We start from the raw sequence: 17621 nt of genomic DNA on the forward strand, positions 1-17621 counted from the left end.
ATTGTCATCGCGAGCTTGCTCGCGATGACTTCTGACGCAGCAATACAAATCTTAAGCCCGGAACTGCCCCAGGCTCGCCTTCAACTGCGCCGCCAATCCATCCAGCACCTTGCCGCTGGCCGTGGTTTCTACCACCGCTTGAGCTGCTCTCTCAGCCTGTGCATGAATGGTCTCAACCCGACCGCGCACCGCGTGCGCGCCTTGCGCCTGATGCGCCGCGGCTTGCGTTGCCAGACCAATCGCCGCATGAACCTGCTCGACCGACGCCTGCACCGATTGCTGCAACCGCGCACTGTCGCGCAATACCAGCAATCCTTCGCTGGCCTGACGCCCGGCCTGACCGATCGCTGCCACCGCCTCACGCGCACCTTGCTGCAAGGCAACGATGTGCGCCTGAATGTCGCCGGTAGAGCTCTGTGTCTTGCTCGCCAGCGCCCGCACTTCATCGGCCACCACAGCAAACCCGCGACCGGTCTCGCCCGCACGCGCCGCTTCGATCGCCGCGTTCAGGGCCAGCAGGTTGGTTTGCTCGGCGATCCCGTGAATCACCGTCAGCACTACTTCAATCTGCTCACTCTGCTGCGCCAGCCGCTCGATGACTTTCGCCCCGGTATCGACCTGCCCGGCCAACGCCTCGATCAGGCTGCCGACTTTCGCCGAGGTCCGCGTGTTTTCATCCGTGGCCGAACGAATATCCACCACTTGCTGCAAGGCTGCTTGCATGGCATGACTTTCAGACTGGGCTTCATCAGCCATTTGCGACAACGCACGCAGGCTCTCGGCCACTTCATCGCGTTGCATGCCCGCCGCTTTATCGGCCCCGGCATTGCGTAAAGTCATGGCGCCGATTTCCACGCCAGTGCGTTGAGCCACATCGCCCGCTTCGCGCACGATCGGCTGCAACTTATCCACAAAGCGATTGACCGCCGAGGCCATGTCGCCGATTTCGTCCTTACTGTTGATCTGCACGCGCTTGGTCAGGTCGCCCTCGCCCGCAGCCAAATCATCCATGGCCGCAATCAGCAATTTCAGGCGATTGACCACTCGACGACCCAGCACCACGGCCAGCAACAGCAACACGCCGAAGCCCACCACCGCCAGGCCCATGCCGATGCGCCAGCGCAAGGTGCCCGCCGCTTCCTGCACGGTGCTGGTGGTGTTGGCCTGCATCTCTGAAGCCGTGGATTGCGCCGACTTCAGGCGCGCGCCCATCGCTGCTGCACTATCAGCCGCCGCGCCTTTGAGGCTGTCACCGACCAGTTGATCACTGCTGGCGATCAGCGCCGAAAAGCGCTTGTCGAGGGCTGCCAGGTCGACTTCCACGGAAGCGGTGGAGACGCCCATCAAGACCTTACCGATTTCCACGCCATTGGGGCTGATTGAGGCTTCGAGGTAGTAGACCGATGGATCGTTCTTCGCCGCATCCAGCACTTTGTCCAATGCGCGCTCGCCCTGGCCTTTCTCCAACAGCGCTTTGTTGATCGGGTTCTCGCGGCTCAGATAGCGCGTCAGGTGCTGGCCAGTAGCGTCGTCATAGATCACGAACAGCACGTTGGGATTGCGCTGGGCCCGGCGGGCGAATTCAGACAGCGTTGGAACGTCACTGTCCCACATGGCGCGGGGTGCGACCGAAGCCAAAAGCTGCGCCATATCATTGGCAGAGTCCTTCAGGTCTTTTTCCAGAGTCGTACGCAACTGCGACTGCTCATCCTTCAGACGCGAGGACAGGCCGGCAGTGAGTCGCTGACGGGTACTGGTGGACAGGCTGTCGAGGCTCGACGTGACCTCACGTCCCGCTTGCTCCAGCTCACCAGAAAGTTTTTGACTGTCGGCACCCAAGCGAACACCTAAATCAGCTTCCAGTGCGGTCACTGTGCTCCGGGTCAGGGCGACAGCTACAAGCACTTGCACCAAAAGGGCGATACCAAGGGTAACGAACACCGGCCGCAGAAGACGGCTTTGTAACAGTGAGAGAATGGCTGACACGGGATTATCCCTCTGCTTTGACGCCATTAAATTGATGGCACGCCAGAAGCGATAATCACAGCAAGGGTCGTGCCGTCCAACAGGCATAAACGACAAAGGGTCCAATTAAGGACCCTTTGTGTTTTACATCAACGACTTATTAAGCGAACGGGTGACGCAGAACGATGGTTTCGTTGCGGTCCGGACCCGTCGAAATAATGTCGATCGGTGCACCGACCAACTCTTCGACGCGTTTGATGTAGTTGCGTGCAGCCTGTGGCAGCTCTTCCAGGGTCTTGGCACCGACGGTGGATTCGGTCCAGCCTGGCATCTCTTCGTACACCGGCTCCAGGCCGATGTAGCTGTCGGCGTCAGTCGGTGCGTCGATCACTGCACCATCCTGGTTCTTGTAGCCAACGCAGATGTTGATGGTTTCCAGACCGTCCAGCACGTCCAGCTTGGTCAGGCACAGGCCCGAGATGCTGTTGACGTCAATAGCGCGACGCAGGATGACAGCATCGAACCAGCCGCAACGACGGGCACGGCCGGTCGTAGCACCGAACTCATGGCCACGCTTGGCCAGGAAAGCACCCACATCATCGAACAGCTCAGTCGGGAACGGACCCGAACCGACGCGAGTGGTGTAGGCCTTGGTGATGCCGAGGATGTAATCCAGGTACATCGGACCAAAACCCGAACCGGTAGCGATGCCGCCCGCCGTGGTGTTGGAGCTGGTGACGTACGGGTAGGTACCGTGGTCGATGTCCAGCAGGGAGCCTTGGGCGCCTTCGAACATGATGTCTTTGCCAGCGCGACGCAGTTCGTGCAGCTCAGCGGTGACGTCGAGCATCATCGGCTTCAGCAGCTCGGCGTATTCCATGCACTCATCAAGAGTCTTTTGGAAGTCGATGGCTGGTTCTTTGTAGTAATTGACCAGGACGAAGTTGTGGTAATCCAGCAACTCACCCAGCTTGGCGGCGAAACGCTCGCGGTGGAACAGATCACCGATGCGCAGGCCGCGACGTGCAACCTTGTCTTCGTACGCCGGGCCGATGCCGCGACCGGTAGTACCGATCTTCAGCTCGCCACGGGCCTTTTCACGGGCCTGGTCCAGCGCTACGTGATAGGACAGGATCAGCGGGCAGGACGGGCTGATACGCAGGCGCTCGCGCACCGGTACGCCTTTCTCTTCCAGCTTGATGATTTCCCGCAGCAGAGCGTCGGGTGCAACCACCACGCCGTTGCCGATCAGGCACTGCACGCCTTCGCGCAGCACGCCCGACGGGATCAGGTGCAAGACGGTTTTTTCGCCATCGATCACCAGGGTGTGACCAGCGTTGTGGCCACCCTGGTAGCGCACTACGGCGGCAGCATGTTCGGTCAGCAGATCAACGATCTTGCCTTTGCCCTCATCACCCCATTGGGTGCCCAGGACTACGACATTCTTACCCATAACACTTGTCCTCATTCGCGCAAACTTGGTGCCGGCCGCGGCCGGCAGGAAAACTCAAGAAGCCAGTGGCGATACTTGCCAAAGCCCGTTCTGCTGAATCAATTGCCGGTCGCAGTCCGCTTCACGGGCGGCGGCCAAAGGTTGCCCAGGCAATGCCTGAACGACACGCTGACCCTCACTGCGCAACTGACAAACCTGCTGCCAGAGTGCCGCATCCGTACTGTCAGGCATCCAGATACCGCCAGACGGTAACTCGATCTCAGCACGCCCCAGGGTCACCAGGGTTTTCAAATCGGTAGAGAAGCCGGTTGCCGGACGGGCACGACCGAAGTCGGCACCGATGTCGTCGTAACGACCGCCCTGAGCAATGGACTGGCCAACACCCGGCACGAACACCGCGAATACCACACCAGTGTGGTAGTGATAACCGCGCAACTCGCCCAGGTCGAAATACAGCGGCAACTCCGGGAAGCGCGTGGACAGACGTTCGGCAATCGCCAGCAAGTCGTCCAGAGCGGCCAGTACCGGTGCCGGCGCACTCGCCAGACGCTCGCGGGCAGCGTTCAATACTTCACGGCCGCCACACAGGTCGACCAGCGCCCGCAACATGCCCGACAGATCGGCAGGCAAGCCTTCGGTCAAGGTAATGACCTCGTCGATAGCTTTACGTTGCAACGCGTCGAACAACTGTTGCTCGACTTCACCGGACAAACCGGCGGCGCGAGCCAGGCCACGGTAGATACCAACATGACCGAGATCCATGTGCACATCCGGCACATCGGCCAGTTGCAGCATAGCCAACATCAGGCTGATGACTTCCACGTCGCTGCTCGGGCTGGCATCGCCGTACAACTCGGCACCCAGCTGGATCGGGCTGCGCGAGGATGACAAGGCGCGCGGCTGAGCGTGCAGCACGCTACCGGCATAGCACAGACGGCTCGGGCCTTCGCGACGCAAGGTGTGCGCATCGATACGCGCCACTTGCGGCGTGATGTCGGCACGGAACCCCATCTGCCGGCCCGATTGCGGGTCAATGACCTTGAAGGTACGCAGATCGAGGTCCTGGCCCGCGCCGGTCAGCAGGGATTCCAGGTACTCGATATGGGGAGTCACGACAAACTCGTAACCCCAGCTCTGGAACAGATCCAACACCTGACGACGCGCGACTTCAATGCGCGCCGCTTCTGGTGGCAGTACTTCTTCGATGCCATCTGGCAGCAGCCAGCGGTCTACCGTTGCCATTACGCCATTCCCCTATGATCCGGGCGGCAAGCCTTTGGGCGAGCCTTGAGTGAAGCAGAAAATGATCGGCTCACGCGCAAACCACGCGCATGAACAACGGGGCGAAAAGCCTGAAATCGGCTTCGCCAACCACTTTCCTCGAAAAACCTGTCGAGTCATTCAACTCGGACGCCTGCATAAAAACAGCAATCAAACGTGCAGACGCAAAAAAGCCGGGAATTTCCCGGCTGCCGCATCATACACACGTTTTCCCAAAGGATCACCCCGCCCGAGGCGTTAGCCGCCAGGCGGGGGATGATTCAGGTCAACGTCGTATCAAGGCTTGGCTTTTTCCAGGTAACGGAAGAAGTCGCTGCTTGGGTCCAGGACCATGACGTCGGATTTGTTCGCGAAGCTTTCACGGTAGGCACGCAGGCTACGGTAGAAACCGTAGAACTCCTGATCCTGACCGTAGGCCTTGGAGTAGATCGAAGCCGCCTGGGCATCACCATCACCGCGAACCTCTTCAGATTCACGATAGGCTTCAGCCAGCAACACGCGGCGTTGACGATCGGCATCGGCACGAATGCCTTCTGACAGTTCGTTACCCTTGGCGCGGTGCTCGCGAGCTTCACGCTCACGCTCGGAACTCATGCGTTCGAACACGCTGCGGTTCACTTCTTTCGGCAGATCGATAGCCTTGACCCGAACATCGACAACTTCGATGCCCAGCTCTTTTTCCGCCATCTTGTTCAGTGAAGCCGTGATATCGGTCATCAGCGCATCGCGCTCACCGGAAACCACTTCGTGCAGCGTGCGCTTACCGAACTGGTCACGCAGGCCCGACTCCAGACGACGGGAAAGACGCTCGTCAGCAATCTGCTTGAGGCCGGAAGTCGCGGTGTAGAAGCGCTCGGCATCTTTCACGCGCCACTTGGCGTAGGCATCGACCATGACGGCTTTCTTTTCCAGCGTCAGGAAGCGTTGTGTCGGTGCATCCAGCGTCATCAGGCGTGCGTCGAACTTGCGCACCTGGTTGACGTAAGGCACTTTCACATGCAGGCCCGGCTGAACATCAGCCTGGACCACACGACCAAACTGCAGTAACACCGCGCGCTCGGTCTGAGCCACGATGTAGAAGCAGTTCCAGGCAGCGATCGCCACGACGACGCCGACAATAAGGGCGATCAGCGATTTATTGCTCATCAGCGACTCTCCCTGGTACGTGCTTGCTGTTGCTGCAGATCGACTGCACGCACATTCGCTTCATTGCTGTTGGCTGCCGCGCCGGTCACCGCAGTGCTGGTGTTGCGACCGCTTTCGACCATCTTGTCCAGCGGCAAGTACAGCAGATTGCTCTGGCCATTCTTGTTGCCGGTCACGAGAACCTTGCTGGTGTTGCTGAAGACTTCCTGCATGGTGTCCAGGTACAGACGCTGACGGGTCACTTCAGGTGCCTTGCGATACTCGCTCACCAGCTTGGTGAAGCGATCAGCCTCACCCTTGGCGCGCGAGACGGTTTCGTCACGGTAACCATTGGCATCTTCGATGATGCGCTGGGCCTGACCACGGGCTTCCGGCACGACGCCGTTGGCGTAGGTTTCAGCCTGGTTACGCGAACGCTGCTCGTCTTCACGGGCGCGGATCACGTCATCGAAGGCTTCCTGCACTTCACGCGGTGCGGCTGCGCTCTGTACGTTGACCTGGGTGACGGTGATACCGGTGCGATAGGTATCCATGAAGCGTTGCAGACGCTCCTTGATTTCGCTGGCCATCAATTCACGACCTTCGGTCAGCACCTGATCCATAGCGGTGGAACCCACCACATGGCGCAAGGCACTTTCGGTCGCGTGCTGCAGGCTGATTTCCGGCTGATCAACGCTCAGCACGAAGTCTTGCAGGTTGCTGATCTTGTACTGCACGGTCAGCGGCACTTCGACGATGTTCTCGTCTTCAGTCAGCATTTGACCCTGCTTGGTATAGGCACGCTCACGCGTGACGTTTTCCAGGTACTTGCGATCGATCGGAGGGAAATAGATGTTCAGGCCCGGGCCGACGGTTTCGTAGTACTTGCCGAAGCGCAGCACCACGGCCTGCTCCTGCTCGTCGACTACATAGACCGCGCTGTACAGCCACACGGCCGCCAACACGACCAGGCCGATGCCGAGCAGACCGCCGAAGCCGCCACTCCTGCCCGAACCGCCACCGTCATCACCGCGTTTCTTACCACCACCGAACAACCCGTTCAGGCTTTCCTGCAGCTTTCGGAAGGCCTCGTCGAGATCCGGTGGTCCCTTGCGGTCGCCGTTATTGCGGCGTTTGCCACCCCAAGGATCCTGATTATTCGAGTTGCCACCCGGCTCATTCCAAGCCATAGCGCTCTCCATCTGATAAAGCAAAGACGCACCCACGGCGCGCCGACCAATGCTACAGAATGCCTGTCACCACGGCACAACCGCTTTTCCAGGCTTTTATTGCAAAGTGTGTTGCTCGATGAACTCCATCGGCTGCAGACCTTCGCGGCTCACCAGTCGATTCAACTCGACCCGCGGCAAGCGAACGGCCAGCAGGCTGATGCCTTCTTCGTCGTGTTCTTCTTTCTGCACCGCACCGAGTTCGAAAAACTGCGCACGCAGTCGAGCAAAACGTTGCGGCAAGCGCAAGGTGCCAACAAACAAATCACCGCCCAGCAACTCGGAAATGGCTTGCTCAAGCAATTCCAGACCACTTCCATCACGCGCCGACAGCCAGACCCGTTGGGGCTTGCCGTTTTCGTCGCGCTGGATTTGTGGCTCAACGCCTTCAAGCAAATCGAGTTTGTTATAGACCTCGAGGATCGGCAAGTCCTGGGCTCCGATCTCGCCCAGCACCACCATCACCTGCTCGATCTGCAACATGCGATCCGGTTCGGCCGCATCGATCACGTGCAACAGCAGGTCTGAGTTGCTCGACTCTTCGAGCGTAGACCGAAATGCCTCGACCAGTTTGTGGGGCAAGTGGCGTATGAAACCCACCGTGTCGGCCAGAACAATCGGCCCCAGGTCGTCGAGCTCCAAACGGCGCAAGGTCGGGTCCAGCGTGGCGAACAACTGGTCAGCCGCGTACACGTCGGATTTCGTCACGTTGTTGAAGAGCGTGGATTTGCCGGCGTTGGTATACCCCACCAGGGACACGGTAGGAATATCCGCACGCGAACGGCCGCGTCGCGACTGCTCGCGCTGACTGCGCACTTTTTCCAGCCGGCCCTTGATCTGTCGCAGGCGAACCCGCAGCAAACGGCGGTCGGTTTCCAACTGGGTTTCGCCCGGGCCACGCATACCGATACCGCCACCTTGACGCTCAAGGTGGGTCCAGCCGCGAACCAGCCGGGTGCTCATGTGGTCAAGCTGGGCCAGTTCTACCTGGAGCTTGCCTTCATGGGTACGGGCGCGTTGGGCGAAAATATCGAGAATCAGACCGGTGCGGTCGATCACGCGACACTCGAAAACACGTTCGAGGTTACGTTCCTGACTGGGCGTGAGGATGTGATTGAAGATCACCAGATCTGCCTTTTCGGCATGAACCAGGTCGCGTAACTCCTCGACCTTGCCACTACCGATCAGGAATTTGGCGGTTGGCCGATGACGCGGCACGTTAAAAAACGCAACGGTCTCGGCGCCAGCCGAATTAGCCAATTCCTGAAACTCCTGCGGATCTTCGCGCGCCTCAGGGTCCTGTCCATCCAAGTGAACGAGGATTACTCGCTCACCACCACCGTGGCGCTCAAAGAACAAAGGAGACTCCTATCAGGCGTTACCTGGCTCAGCGTCACCTGTTTCGGATTCGGTTGCGCTAGGCAGACGAATTGGACGAACCGGCACCACTGTAGAGATAGCGTGTTTGTAAACCATCTGGCTGACGGTGTTTTTCAGCAGGATAACGAACTGGTCGAAAGACTCGATCGTACCTTGCAGTTTGATCCCGTTGACCAGGTAGATGGAAACCCCCACTTTCTCTTTACGTAAAGTATTCAAGTAAGGGTCTTGTAGCGAATGCCCTTTTGACATGTGCCGCACTCCTTTAAGGATTCAATATAAAAAATAGGTAAACAGATGGCTTGTGGCCGTCACACCCCCAAGGATAGACGGCAATTGCAAGGACTCAGCTCAATATGGAGATGGTCCCCAGGTATTTCAAGGCGCGCGGCAGATTGTCGCAATCGAGGCTGTCCAACCAGTGTAAATCAGCCCAACTGCGCAGCCAGGTGAACTGGCGCTTCGCCAATTGGCGCGTGGCAATGATTCCACGCTCCTGCATCTCGGCTTGCGTCAGCTTGCCATCCAGGTAGTCCCAGACTTGTCGGTAGCCTACTGCACGTATAGACGGCAACCCGGCATGCAGGTCACTTCGCTTACGCAGGGCTACGACCTCGTCAATGAATCCCTGTTCCAACATATTCGTGAATCTTTGTTTAATTCGCTCGTGCAATACCTGGCGATTTGCCGGAGCAATGGCCAAGTTCGCGACAGTATAGGGCAATTGTTGCAGTCCCGAAGCGGCTGCTTCAGTACTTTGCGCAGATTGTCGCAACCTTAGTGCAGTCATGCTCTGACCGCTGACGCGATAAACTTCCAGCGCACGACTGAGTCGCTGCGGATCGTTCGGATGAATACGCGCGGCGGATTCCGGATCGATGACTGCCAATTGCTCGTGCAAGGCTTGCCAGCCAAGGCGTGCAGCTTCTTCTTCGATCTGCGCACGAACCTCGGGATCGGCCGCCGGCATTTCTGCCAGTCCTTCGACCAAAGCCTTGTAGTAGAGCATCGTGCCGCCTACAAGCAGCGGGATTTTGCCTCGCGAAGTGATCTCGGCCATCGCCTCAAGCGCATCACGACGAAAATCGGCGGCGGAATAGCTCTCTGCCGGGTCGAGAATATCGATCAGACGATGCGGGAATTCGGCCAAAAGCTCCTTGGAGGGCTTGGCGGTGCCGATGTCCATGCCACGGTAGACCAACGCCGAATCGACGCTGATCAGCTCGCAAGGCAAGACTTTGGTGAGTTCGATGGCCAGGTCGGTCTTGCCGGCGGCCGTCGGCCCCATCAGGAAAATCGCAGGAGGGAGCTGGTTCATCACCGACCGCGCAAGAACAGTTTGTCCAGATCGTCCAGGCCCAATTGGGTCCAGGTCGGTCGGCCATGGTTGCATTGACCGCTGCGTTCGGTGTTTTCCATATCGCGCAGCAGACCGTTCATTTCCGGCAGGGCCAGGCGCCGATTCGCACGAATCGCGCCATGGCAGGCCATGGTCCCGAGCAGTTCGTTCAGGTGCGCCTGAATCCGATCGCTGGTGCCATATTCCATCAGATCCGCCAGAACGTCACTGACCAATCGATTGGCTTCAGCTTGCTTGAGCAAGGCCGGAATCTGCCGGATAGCCAGGGATTCCGGGCCCAGACGTTGCAATTCAAAGCCCAGGCGCTGGAACCACGCGACGTGTTCTTCGGCGCAATCGGCTTCACGCTGACTGACGGCCAGGGACTCCGGCACCAGCAGCGGCTGACCGCTCAGGCCTTCACTGGCCATGGCGATTTTCAGGCGTTCGTACATGATCCGCTCGTGAGCGGCATGCATGTCCACCAACACCAGCCCTTGGGCGTTTTCCGAAAGAATGTAGATGCCTTTGAGCTGCGCCAGTGCATAACCCAGCGGCGGAACATCGTCCTGCCCGGCCGGCAGCGCTACCGCGTTGGCTTCTGGCAATGGTGCAAAGAACTCGCGATAAGCTGCCTGGGCCTCAGCAACCGGCACGCCGGACTGAGGCCGCGGCGAGTACTGATATTGATAACCGGCACCAGCGCCCGAACCTGCCGGCGTATTGAACGACGGCTGGGCCTGAGGCTGTTCCAGCAACGCATTGGCCGCCAGACGCATTTCGCCCTGCGGGCCGAACTCGCCAGCATCAATGCCGGACGGTCGAACGATGGCCGTCGCCACCGGCGCGGCCAAATGGTCTTCCGGCCGCACATCGCCCAAGGCGCGGTGCAGGGTGCCATAGAGGAAATCGTGAACCATGCGCCCGTCACGGAAGCGCACTTCGTGCTTGGTCGGGTGCACGTTGACGTCAACGCCTGCCGGATCGACTTCGAAAAACAGCACAAACGTCGGGTGACGACCGTTGAACAGCACGTCGCGATAGGCCTGGCGCACCGCGTGGGCCACCAGTTTGTCGCGTACGGCACGGCCGTTCACAAAGAAATACTGCAAGTCTGCCTGGCTGCGGTTGAACGTCGGTAAGCCGACCCAGCCCCACAAATGCAGGCCATTGCGCTCGATCTCGATCGGCAGCGCCTGCTCGAGGAAACCCGAACCGCAAATCGCCGCCACACGTCGGGCACGGGCCGCGTCGTCATGGGCTTCATGCAGGCTGAGGATGGTTTTGCCGTTGTGGCGCAGATGGAACGCCACGTCGAAGCGCGCCAGGGCCAGACGCTTGATCACTTCTTGCAGGTGATCGAATTCGGTTTTTTCGGTTTTGAGAAACTTGCGTCGTGCCGGGGTGTTGAAGAACAGGTCGCGCACCTCCACCGACGTGCCCACCGGATGGGCCGCTGGCTGCACGCGAGGCGCCATGTCCCGGCCTTCGGTTTCGACTTGCCAGGCCTGATCGGCATCTTTGGTGCGGGACGTCAGGGTCAGGCGTGCCACGGAGCTGATCGACGCAAGGGCTTCACCGCGAAAACCCAGGCTCATGACCTGCTCGAGGTCTTCCAGGTTGCGGATTTTGCTGGTGGCGTGTCGCGCCAGGGCAAGCGGCAGGTCATCGGCGGAAATACCGCTGCCGTCGTCGCGCACCCGCAGCAGCTTGACGCCGCCCTGCTCCACATCGACATCGATACGCTTGGCGCCGGAGTCGAGGCTGTTTTCCAGCAACTCCTTGATCACCGAAGCCGGACGCTCAACCACCTCACCGGCGGCAATCTGGTTCGCCAGTCGCGGGCTGAGCAGCTCGATGCGAGCCGTGTTGGTCAGCACCTGGTTCATTCTTTGGCCGCCAGTTCAGTGCCGGGAATGGTCAGGGTCTGACCGATTTTCAGCTCGTCACTCTGCAGGTTGTTGGCGCTGCGCAGGGTGGCCGGGGACACCTGATAACGCACAGCGATCATCGCCAACGTCTCGCCCGGGCTCACTCGATGGTCACGTGGACCTTGAACGATTTTGCCGGAATCACGCAGCCAGGCGATGTAGGTGCCCGGTGGCGGATTCTGCTGGAAGAACTGACGAACACCGGCGCTGATCGAGCGTGCCAGCGCCTGCTGGTGACTCGCCGCCGACAGTTTCGAGGCTTCGTTGGAGTTGGAGATGAAGCCGGTTTCCACCAGGATCGACGGAATGTCCGGCGATTTCAGCACCATGAACCCGGCCTGCTCCACCCGTTGTTTGTGCAACGGCGTGACCCGGCTGATGTTGCTCAAGACCTTTTGGCCAACGTCCAGGCTCGAAGTCAGGGAAGCGGTCATCGATAGGTCGAGCAGCACACCGGCCAGCATGCGGTCCTTGTCGTCGAGGCTGACGCTGCCAGCACCACCGATCAAGTCGGAGCGGTTTTCGCTGTCGGCCAGCCAACGGGCGGTTTCCGAGGTGGCGCCGCGATCGGACAAAGCGAAAACCGACGCACCGAAGGCTGCCGCAGACGGCGCGGCGTCGGCATGGATCGAGACGAACAGGTCGGCGCCCTTCTTGCGGGCGATTTCGGTACGGCCGCGCAATGGGATGAAGTAGTCCCCGGTGCGGGTCAGTTCGGCGCGGAAGCCTTTCATGCCACTGACCTGACGCTGCAGTTCGCGGGCGATGGCCAGCACCACGTCTTTCTCGCGCTGACCGCGAGAGCCTGACGCGCCTGGGTCTTCGCCGCCGTGACCGGCATCGATGACCACAATGATGTCGCGCTTGCCGGCCGGGGCTGGCGGCAGTTTGACCGGTGGATCTATCGGCGTGACCGGTACCGGCGCTACCGTCGCGACATTCGTCGGCGTCGGTATTGGCGCGGCGTCGGCGGCGTTATCGAACAAGTCGACCACCAGGCGATTGCCGTACTGGGCGTTTGGCGCCAGGGTAAAACTTTTCGGCGTCACGGCTTTTTTCAGGTCGATGACCACCCGCAGGTCGGTCGGCGTACGTTGAGCCGAGCGCATGGCGGTGATCGGAGTGTTCGAGCTATTCACATTCAGCGGCGCCCCCAGTGACGCGCCATTGATGTCGATGACCAGCCGATCCGGGGCGGTCAGGGTAAAGACACTGTGCTGGACAGGACCGCTCAGGTCGAACACCAGTCGTGTGTTGTCCGGAGCCCGCCACAGGCGAACGCTGTTGACCTTTGTCTGGGCCACAGCGTCGACGGTCACCGCCAAAAACAACAATCCTACGGCAGCTACCATCGCGCGAAAGCGCATACCTAACCCCATCATTTAATTGGTTTCCAATGCCAAAGCGGCACACCACAACTCGCCACGCGAGCTCTGGGACAAAATTTTCAGCGAACGCCCGCTGTCTTGCGGGCCAATGGTAATGGTCAGGTCGGGCTTTGGCAAAAAGCCTGCACCCTTTTCGGGCCACTCGATCAGGCACAACGCGTCGTCTTCAAAGTAGTCGCGGATGCCGAGGTACTCCAACTCCTCGGGGTCGACCAAGCGATAGAGGTCGAAATGGAAGGCCCGGACGTCACCAATCTCGTAGGGTTCGACCAAGGTAAATGTAGGGCTTTTTACCGACCCTTCATGCCCCAGCCCCCTGATGATGCCCCGGGACAGCGTGGTTTTCCCCGCGCCCAGATCTCCCTCGAGAAAAATCAGACCGTGCCCTTCAGTGGTTTGCGCGATGCGTGCGCCAAATGCGGTCATCGCCTCTTCATCAGCCAGGTACAGGGTTACTTCAGACACGGTGCTTGCTCCTCCAACAACAGACGAATGGCTGGAATCAGATCACTGGCCGCCAGCCCACGGCCCGATTTACCTTCTTGCGCACCGGCATTGGCGTGCAGCCAGACGGCCAGGCAGGCGGCGTCGAACGCCTCCATGCCTTGAGCCAGCAACGCGCCGACCAGACCGGCCAGCACATCACCCAAACCGGCGGTGGCCATGGCCGGGTGCCCCTGATGACACAACGCCAGGCGCCCATCCGGGCTGGCGACCAGGCTGCCGGAGCCTTTTAGCACCACGACAGCTGTATATTTTTTGCTCAATGCGTGAGCCGCCGCTGGGCGATCGGCCTGCACTTGGGCAGTGCTCATCCCCAACAAGCGCGCCGCTTCGCCCAGATGCGGAGTGATCACACAATCCCTGGGCAAGCTCACGTGCTCTGTGGCCAGCAGATTCAATGCGTCGGCGTCCCAGACTTGCGGCAGCGGCGCGTTGGCAGCCGCCGACAAAAGGCTGCGCCCCCAGGAAGCCTGACCTAAGCCTGGACCGACAACCAGCACGGAAACCTTTTGCAGCAGTTCCATCAGCTGATTGGCCGACGAAGTTCCCAACACCATAGCTTCGGGGATTCTCGCCAGCGCGGCCGGAACATGCTCACTGCGCGTCGCCACGGACACCATACCCGCACCACTGCGCAGGGCACTTTGCGCACTCAGCAGGATGGCGCCGCCAAAGCCGCGATCACCGCCGATCAGCAATACATGGCCGAATTTGCCTTTATGGGAGGTTGGAGCCCGGCCCACCAAACGCGGCAAGGAACTGGCCGTCAGGCGACGTGCGCTGATGGCGACTCCGTTAAACGACTCGGGGGAGGCTTGCAGATCGTTGAACACCAACGCGCCGACCACGTCTGCAGCATCGCCGGTGAACAGACCCAGTTTCAGGCCGATGAACGTCACGGTCAGGTCAGCCCGCACCGCCGCGCCGAGTATTCGGCCGGTATCAGCGCACAGCCCCGAAGGGATATCCACCGCCGCAACCGGCAGGCCGCTACCGTTGATCGCCGCGATGGCGCCCGCGTAGGGTTCTCGCACCTCTCCCGTCAAACCAGTGCCGAGCAAGGCGTCCAATACAACACCGCGCAACTCGGACTGTGCGCTCCAGGCTTGAACTGCGACACCTTCGGACACAGCCTCGGCATGGGCCAATGCCGCGTCACCTTGTAAACGCTTGGGATCACCGGCCGCCAACACCCGCACATGCCAGCCGGCACGTCGGGCCAGCACGGCCACCAGATAACCGTCGCCGGCGTTATTGCCGTGGCCGGCCACAACACTCAATTCGTTCGCCGACGGCCAATGACGGACCAGCGCACGCCAGGTCGCCCGCGCCGCGCGCTGCATCAATTCGAAACCCGGTGTACCGGCCGCAATCAGGCTCGCGTCGAGGGCTCGCACTTGCGCGGCGCTATACAGCGCGTCGGGTAAATCATCTTTAGTGTGCGGCATGCGTCTACGGGCTCCGATGTCTGGCAGAATTATACGCATCTCAGCTCCGGTTTCTCTCGCCTCATGCCCGCAATTACCACAGACCTGCCCGCCCTCGCCCAATCCATCAAGGACTGGGGCCGCGAGCTGGGCTTTCAGCAAGTTGGCATCAGCGGCCTCGACCTGGCCGAGCATGAGCAGCACCTGGAGCGCTGGCTCGCGGCCGGCTACCACGGCGAAATGGACTACATGGGCGCCCACGGCAGCAAACGCTCACACCCGGAAGAGCTGGTGCCCGGCACACTTCGGGTGGTTTCCCTACGCATGGACTACCTGCCGGGCGACACCGAAATGGCCAAACGTCTGGCACAACCGGAAAAAGCCTACGTCTCACGTTATGCCTTGGGCCGCGATTACCACAAATTGATCCGTAAACGCGTGCAACAACTGGCCGATAAAATTCAGGCCGAAATCGGCCCGTTTGGTTTCCGCGCCTTCGTCGACAGCGCGCCGGTGCTGGAAAAAGCCATCGCGGAACAGGCCGGTCTTGGATGGATCGGCAAAAACACCCTGGTCTTGAATCGCAAGGCGGGCAGTTACTTCTTCCTCAGCGAACTGTTCGTCGACCTGCCGCTGCCCGTCGACCCACCTCACGCTACCGAACATTGCGGCCGCTGCACCGCGTGCCTCGACATTTGCCCAACCAACGCCTTCGTCGGGCCGTACGTGCTGGATGCCCGACGCTGCATCTCCTACCTGACCATCGAACTGAAAAGCGCGATCCCGGAAGATTTGCGGCCACTGATCGGCAATCGGGTGTTCGGTTGCGATGACTGCCAGATTGTTTGTCCCTGGAACCGCTTCGCCCGTCCGTCCGGCGAAAGCGACTTCAAGCCACGGCACAACCTGGACAACGCTGAACTGGCCGAACTGTTCATGTGGGACGAGGACAAGTTCCTCAGCAGCACCGAAGGTTCGCCGTTACGCCGAGCAGGTTATGAACGTTGGCTGCGTAATTTGGCGGTGGGTTTGGGCAATGCCCCGTCGAGCATTCCGGTACTGGAAGCGCTGAAGGCTCGTCGCGACTATCCGTCGGAGTTGGTGCGGGAGCATGTGGAGTGGGCCCTGAAACAACACGGACTTCTGTAGCCGCTGCCGAAGGCTGCGTTCGAAGCCGAAGGAATCGCTTTGCAAGATTACGACTGCTGCGCAGCCGAACGCAGCCTTCGGCAGCTGCTACAGGGGCCGTGCGTAACTCACGCTTCGTCGTTATAAACAAACTTTGGCATTTCCCAATGAAACCGGATCGCCAGCAACCGCAGCAGGAAGCCACCAAACAAGGTGATCAGAATCGCCTGTTCGCCGGGCAGTTGCAGATAGATGCAGAGCATGTAGCACCACGCCGCAGCAAACGAGACGCTGGCGTAGAGTTCGCGGCGGAAGATCAGCGGGATGTCGTTGCAGAAGATGTCGCGCAGGATGCCGCCAAAAACCCCGGTGATCACGCCGCTGACCGAGGCCACCAGCATGCCATGGCCCATTTCGAGGGCGGTCATGCAGCCGATCAGGGTGAACGCCACCAGACCTACGGCGTCGAGCACCAGAAACAGCGAGCGCAGGTGGCGCATCCAGCGCGCGGCGAAGACGGTGAACATCGCGGCGACCGAGGTCAGCACCAGGTACTCCGGGTGTTTGACCCACGTCAGCGGGTAGTGACCGAGCAGCACGTCTCGCACCGAACCCCCACCCAATGCCGTGACGCAGGCAATCAGCACCACGCCAAACCAATCCATCCCGCGACGGCCGGCCGACAAGGCACCGGTCATGGCTTCGGCGGTAATGGCGATCAGGTAAAGCATCAGCAACATGGTGGCGGTCCTTGCAGGAAGGCGCGCAGTCTAGCCATTTAGGGACGGCACCAAAAGAGGGCATTGCACATTCCGTGCAGCCCTCAATTCCATCAGAACTTGATGAAATGCTTGCGGTAGTGCTGCAGCTCGGCGATCGATTCGCGGATGTCGTCCAGGGCCAGGTGAGTGCTGCCCTTTTTGAAGCTATCGCGCACGTCCGGCGCCCAGCGCGCGGCCAACTCTTTAAGCGTCGAGACGTCGAGGTTGCGGTAGTGGAAGAAGCTTTCCAGGGATTTCATGTGGGTATAAAGGAAGCGACGGTCCTGGCAGATGCTGTTGCCACAGATCGGCGATTTGCCCTTCGGCACCCATTTCTCCAGGAAGGCGATGGTTTCGGCTTCAGCTTCGGCCATGCTGATGCGGCTGTCGCGAACCCGTTGGGTCAACCCGGAGCCGCCGTGTTGACGGGTATTCCACTCGTCCATGCCGGCGAGAATTTCGTCGCTGTGGTGGATAGCGATCACCGGACCTTCGGCCAAGGTGTTCAGATCACTGTCGGTGACGATGGTGGCCATTTCGATGATGACGTCGGCATCAGGGTTCAGACCGGTCATTTCCAGGTCGATCCAGATCAGATTCTGCGGGTTTTGCATGTGTCGGCTCCTAGGCAATGCTGCGCAGTTTAGCCTAGGCCGGTGGCCGGGCGTGCTAAACTCGCGGCCGTTTTACCTAATCGCTGCATTCTTGAT

The 17621-nt window shown here is 60.1% G+C and carries 15 protein-coding genes; 1 reads left to right on the forward strand and 14 read right to left on the reverse strand.

What is annotated here, in order from left to right; translation table 11 throughout:
- Positions 1–51: 51 nt before the first annotated feature.
- From MO767_RS17935 to MO767_RS17990, 12 genes are all read right to left on the reverse strand, one after another.
- On the reverse strand, positions 52–1986 hold the full coding sequence (locus MO767_RS17935) for a methyl-accepting chemotaxis protein (RefSeq protein ID WP_282481582.1): 1935 nt from the start codon (positions 1984–1986) through the stop codon (positions 52–54).
- 139 nt (positions 1987–2125) lie between these two features.
- Entirely contained in the window at positions 2126–3418 is a 1293-nt protein-coding gene (locus MO767_RS17940; protein WP_010464193.1) for an adenylosuccinate synthase, read from the reverse strand.
- 54 nt (positions 3419–3472) lie between these two features.
- The gene (locus MO767_RS17945) at positions 3473–4660 is read right to left on the reverse strand and encodes an ATP phosphoribosyltransferase regulatory subunit (protein WP_282481583.1); all 1188 of its coding nucleotides are present in this window, start codon (positions 4658–4660) and stop codon (positions 3473–3475) included.
- Between the two features lie 315 nt (positions 4661–4975).
- Positions 4976–5845, reverse strand: a complete 870-nt coding sequence (gene hflC, locus MO767_RS17950; RefSeq protein ID WP_282481584.1) for a protease modulator HflC — start codon at positions 5843–5845, stop codon at positions 4976–4978.
- Positions 5845–7014 (reverse strand): FtsH protease activity modulator HflK, encoded by a 1170-nt coding sequence (hflK, locus tag MO767_RS17955; protein ID WP_149630035.1) that lies wholly within the window; start codon positions 7012–7014, stop codon positions 5845–5847. The genes hflC and hflK overlap by 1 nt, the downstream gene beginning before the upstream one ends.
- Positions 7015–7110: 96 nt before the next feature.
- Positions 7111–8412, reverse strand: coding sequence for a ribosome rescue GTPase HflX (gene hflX, locus MO767_RS17960; RefSeq protein ID WP_149630036.1), 1302 nt, complete (start codon positions 8410–8412; stop codon positions 7111–7113).
- Positions 8413–8424: 12 nt separating this feature from the next.
- Positions 8425–8685, reverse strand: a complete 261-nt coding sequence (gene hfq, locus MO767_RS17965; RefSeq protein WP_030128332.1) for an RNA chaperone Hfq — start codon at positions 8683–8685, stop codon at positions 8425–8427.
- Positions 8686–8779: 94 nt separating this feature from the next.
- Positions 8780–9751, reverse strand: a complete 972-nt coding sequence (gene miaA, locus MO767_RS17970; protein WP_282481585.1) for a tRNA (adenosine(37)-N6)-dimethylallyltransferase MiaA — start codon at positions 9749–9751, stop codon at positions 8780–8782.
- On the reverse strand, positions 9751–11649 hold the full coding sequence (mutL, locus tag MO767_RS17975; protein WP_282481605.1) for a DNA mismatch repair endonuclease MutL: 1899 nt from the start codon (positions 11647–11649) through the stop codon (positions 9751–9753). Before mutL ends, miaA begins: the two co-directional genes overlap by 1 nt.
- Before the next feature lie 8 nt (positions 11650–11657).
- On the reverse strand, positions 11658–13085 hold the full coding sequence (locus tag MO767_RS17980) for an N-acetylmuramoyl-L-alanine amidase (protein ID WP_282481586.1): 1428 nt from the start codon (positions 13083–13085) through the stop codon (positions 11658–11660).
- Complete coding sequence (gene tsaE, locus MO767_RS17985) at positions 13086–13556, reverse strand: tRNA (adenosine(37)-N6)-threonylcarbamoyltransferase complex ATPase subunit type 1 TsaE (protein ID WP_282481587.1); 471 nt, start codon at positions 13554–13556, stop codon at positions 13086–13088.
- Complete coding sequence (locus tag MO767_RS17990) at positions 13544–15043, reverse strand: NAD(P)H-hydrate dehydratase (RefSeq protein WP_282481588.1); 1500 nt, start codon at positions 15041–15043, stop codon at positions 13544–13546. The genes tsaE and MO767_RS17990 overlap by 13 nt, the downstream gene beginning before the upstream one ends.
- Before the next feature lie 63 nt (positions 15044–15106).
- On the opposite strand from MO767_RS17990, the gene queG reads away from it, so the two are divergent.
- On the forward strand, positions 15107–16171 hold the full coding sequence (queG, locus tag MO767_RS17995; RefSeq protein ID WP_282481589.1) for a tRNA epoxyqueuosine(34) reductase QueG: 1065 nt from the start codon (positions 15107–15109) through the stop codon (positions 16169–16171).
- Positions 16172–16278: 107 nt separating this feature from the next.
- On the opposite strand, the gene MO767_RS18000 is transcribed toward queG, so the two are convergent.
- Together MO767_RS18000 and orn are read right to left on the reverse strand one after the other, a co-directional pair.
- Positions 16279–16890 (reverse strand): trimeric intracellular cation channel family protein, encoded by a 612-nt coding sequence (locus MO767_RS18000; protein ID WP_008153267.1) that lies wholly within the window; start codon positions 16888–16890, stop codon positions 16279–16281.
- A 92-nt stretch (positions 16891–16982) separates the two neighbouring features.
- Positions 16983–17525, reverse strand: a complete 543-nt coding sequence (gene orn / locus MO767_RS18005; RefSeq protein ID WP_282481590.1) for an oligoribonuclease — start codon at positions 17523–17525, stop codon at positions 16983–16985.
- Between the last annotated feature and the right edge of the window lie 96 nt (positions 17526–17621).

Origin of the sequence: Pseudomonas sp. UYIF39 (assembly GCF_029963765.1) — a bacterium.
GTDB lineage: Bacteria > Pseudomonadota > Gammaproteobacteria > Pseudomonadales > Pseudomonadaceae > Aquipseudomonas.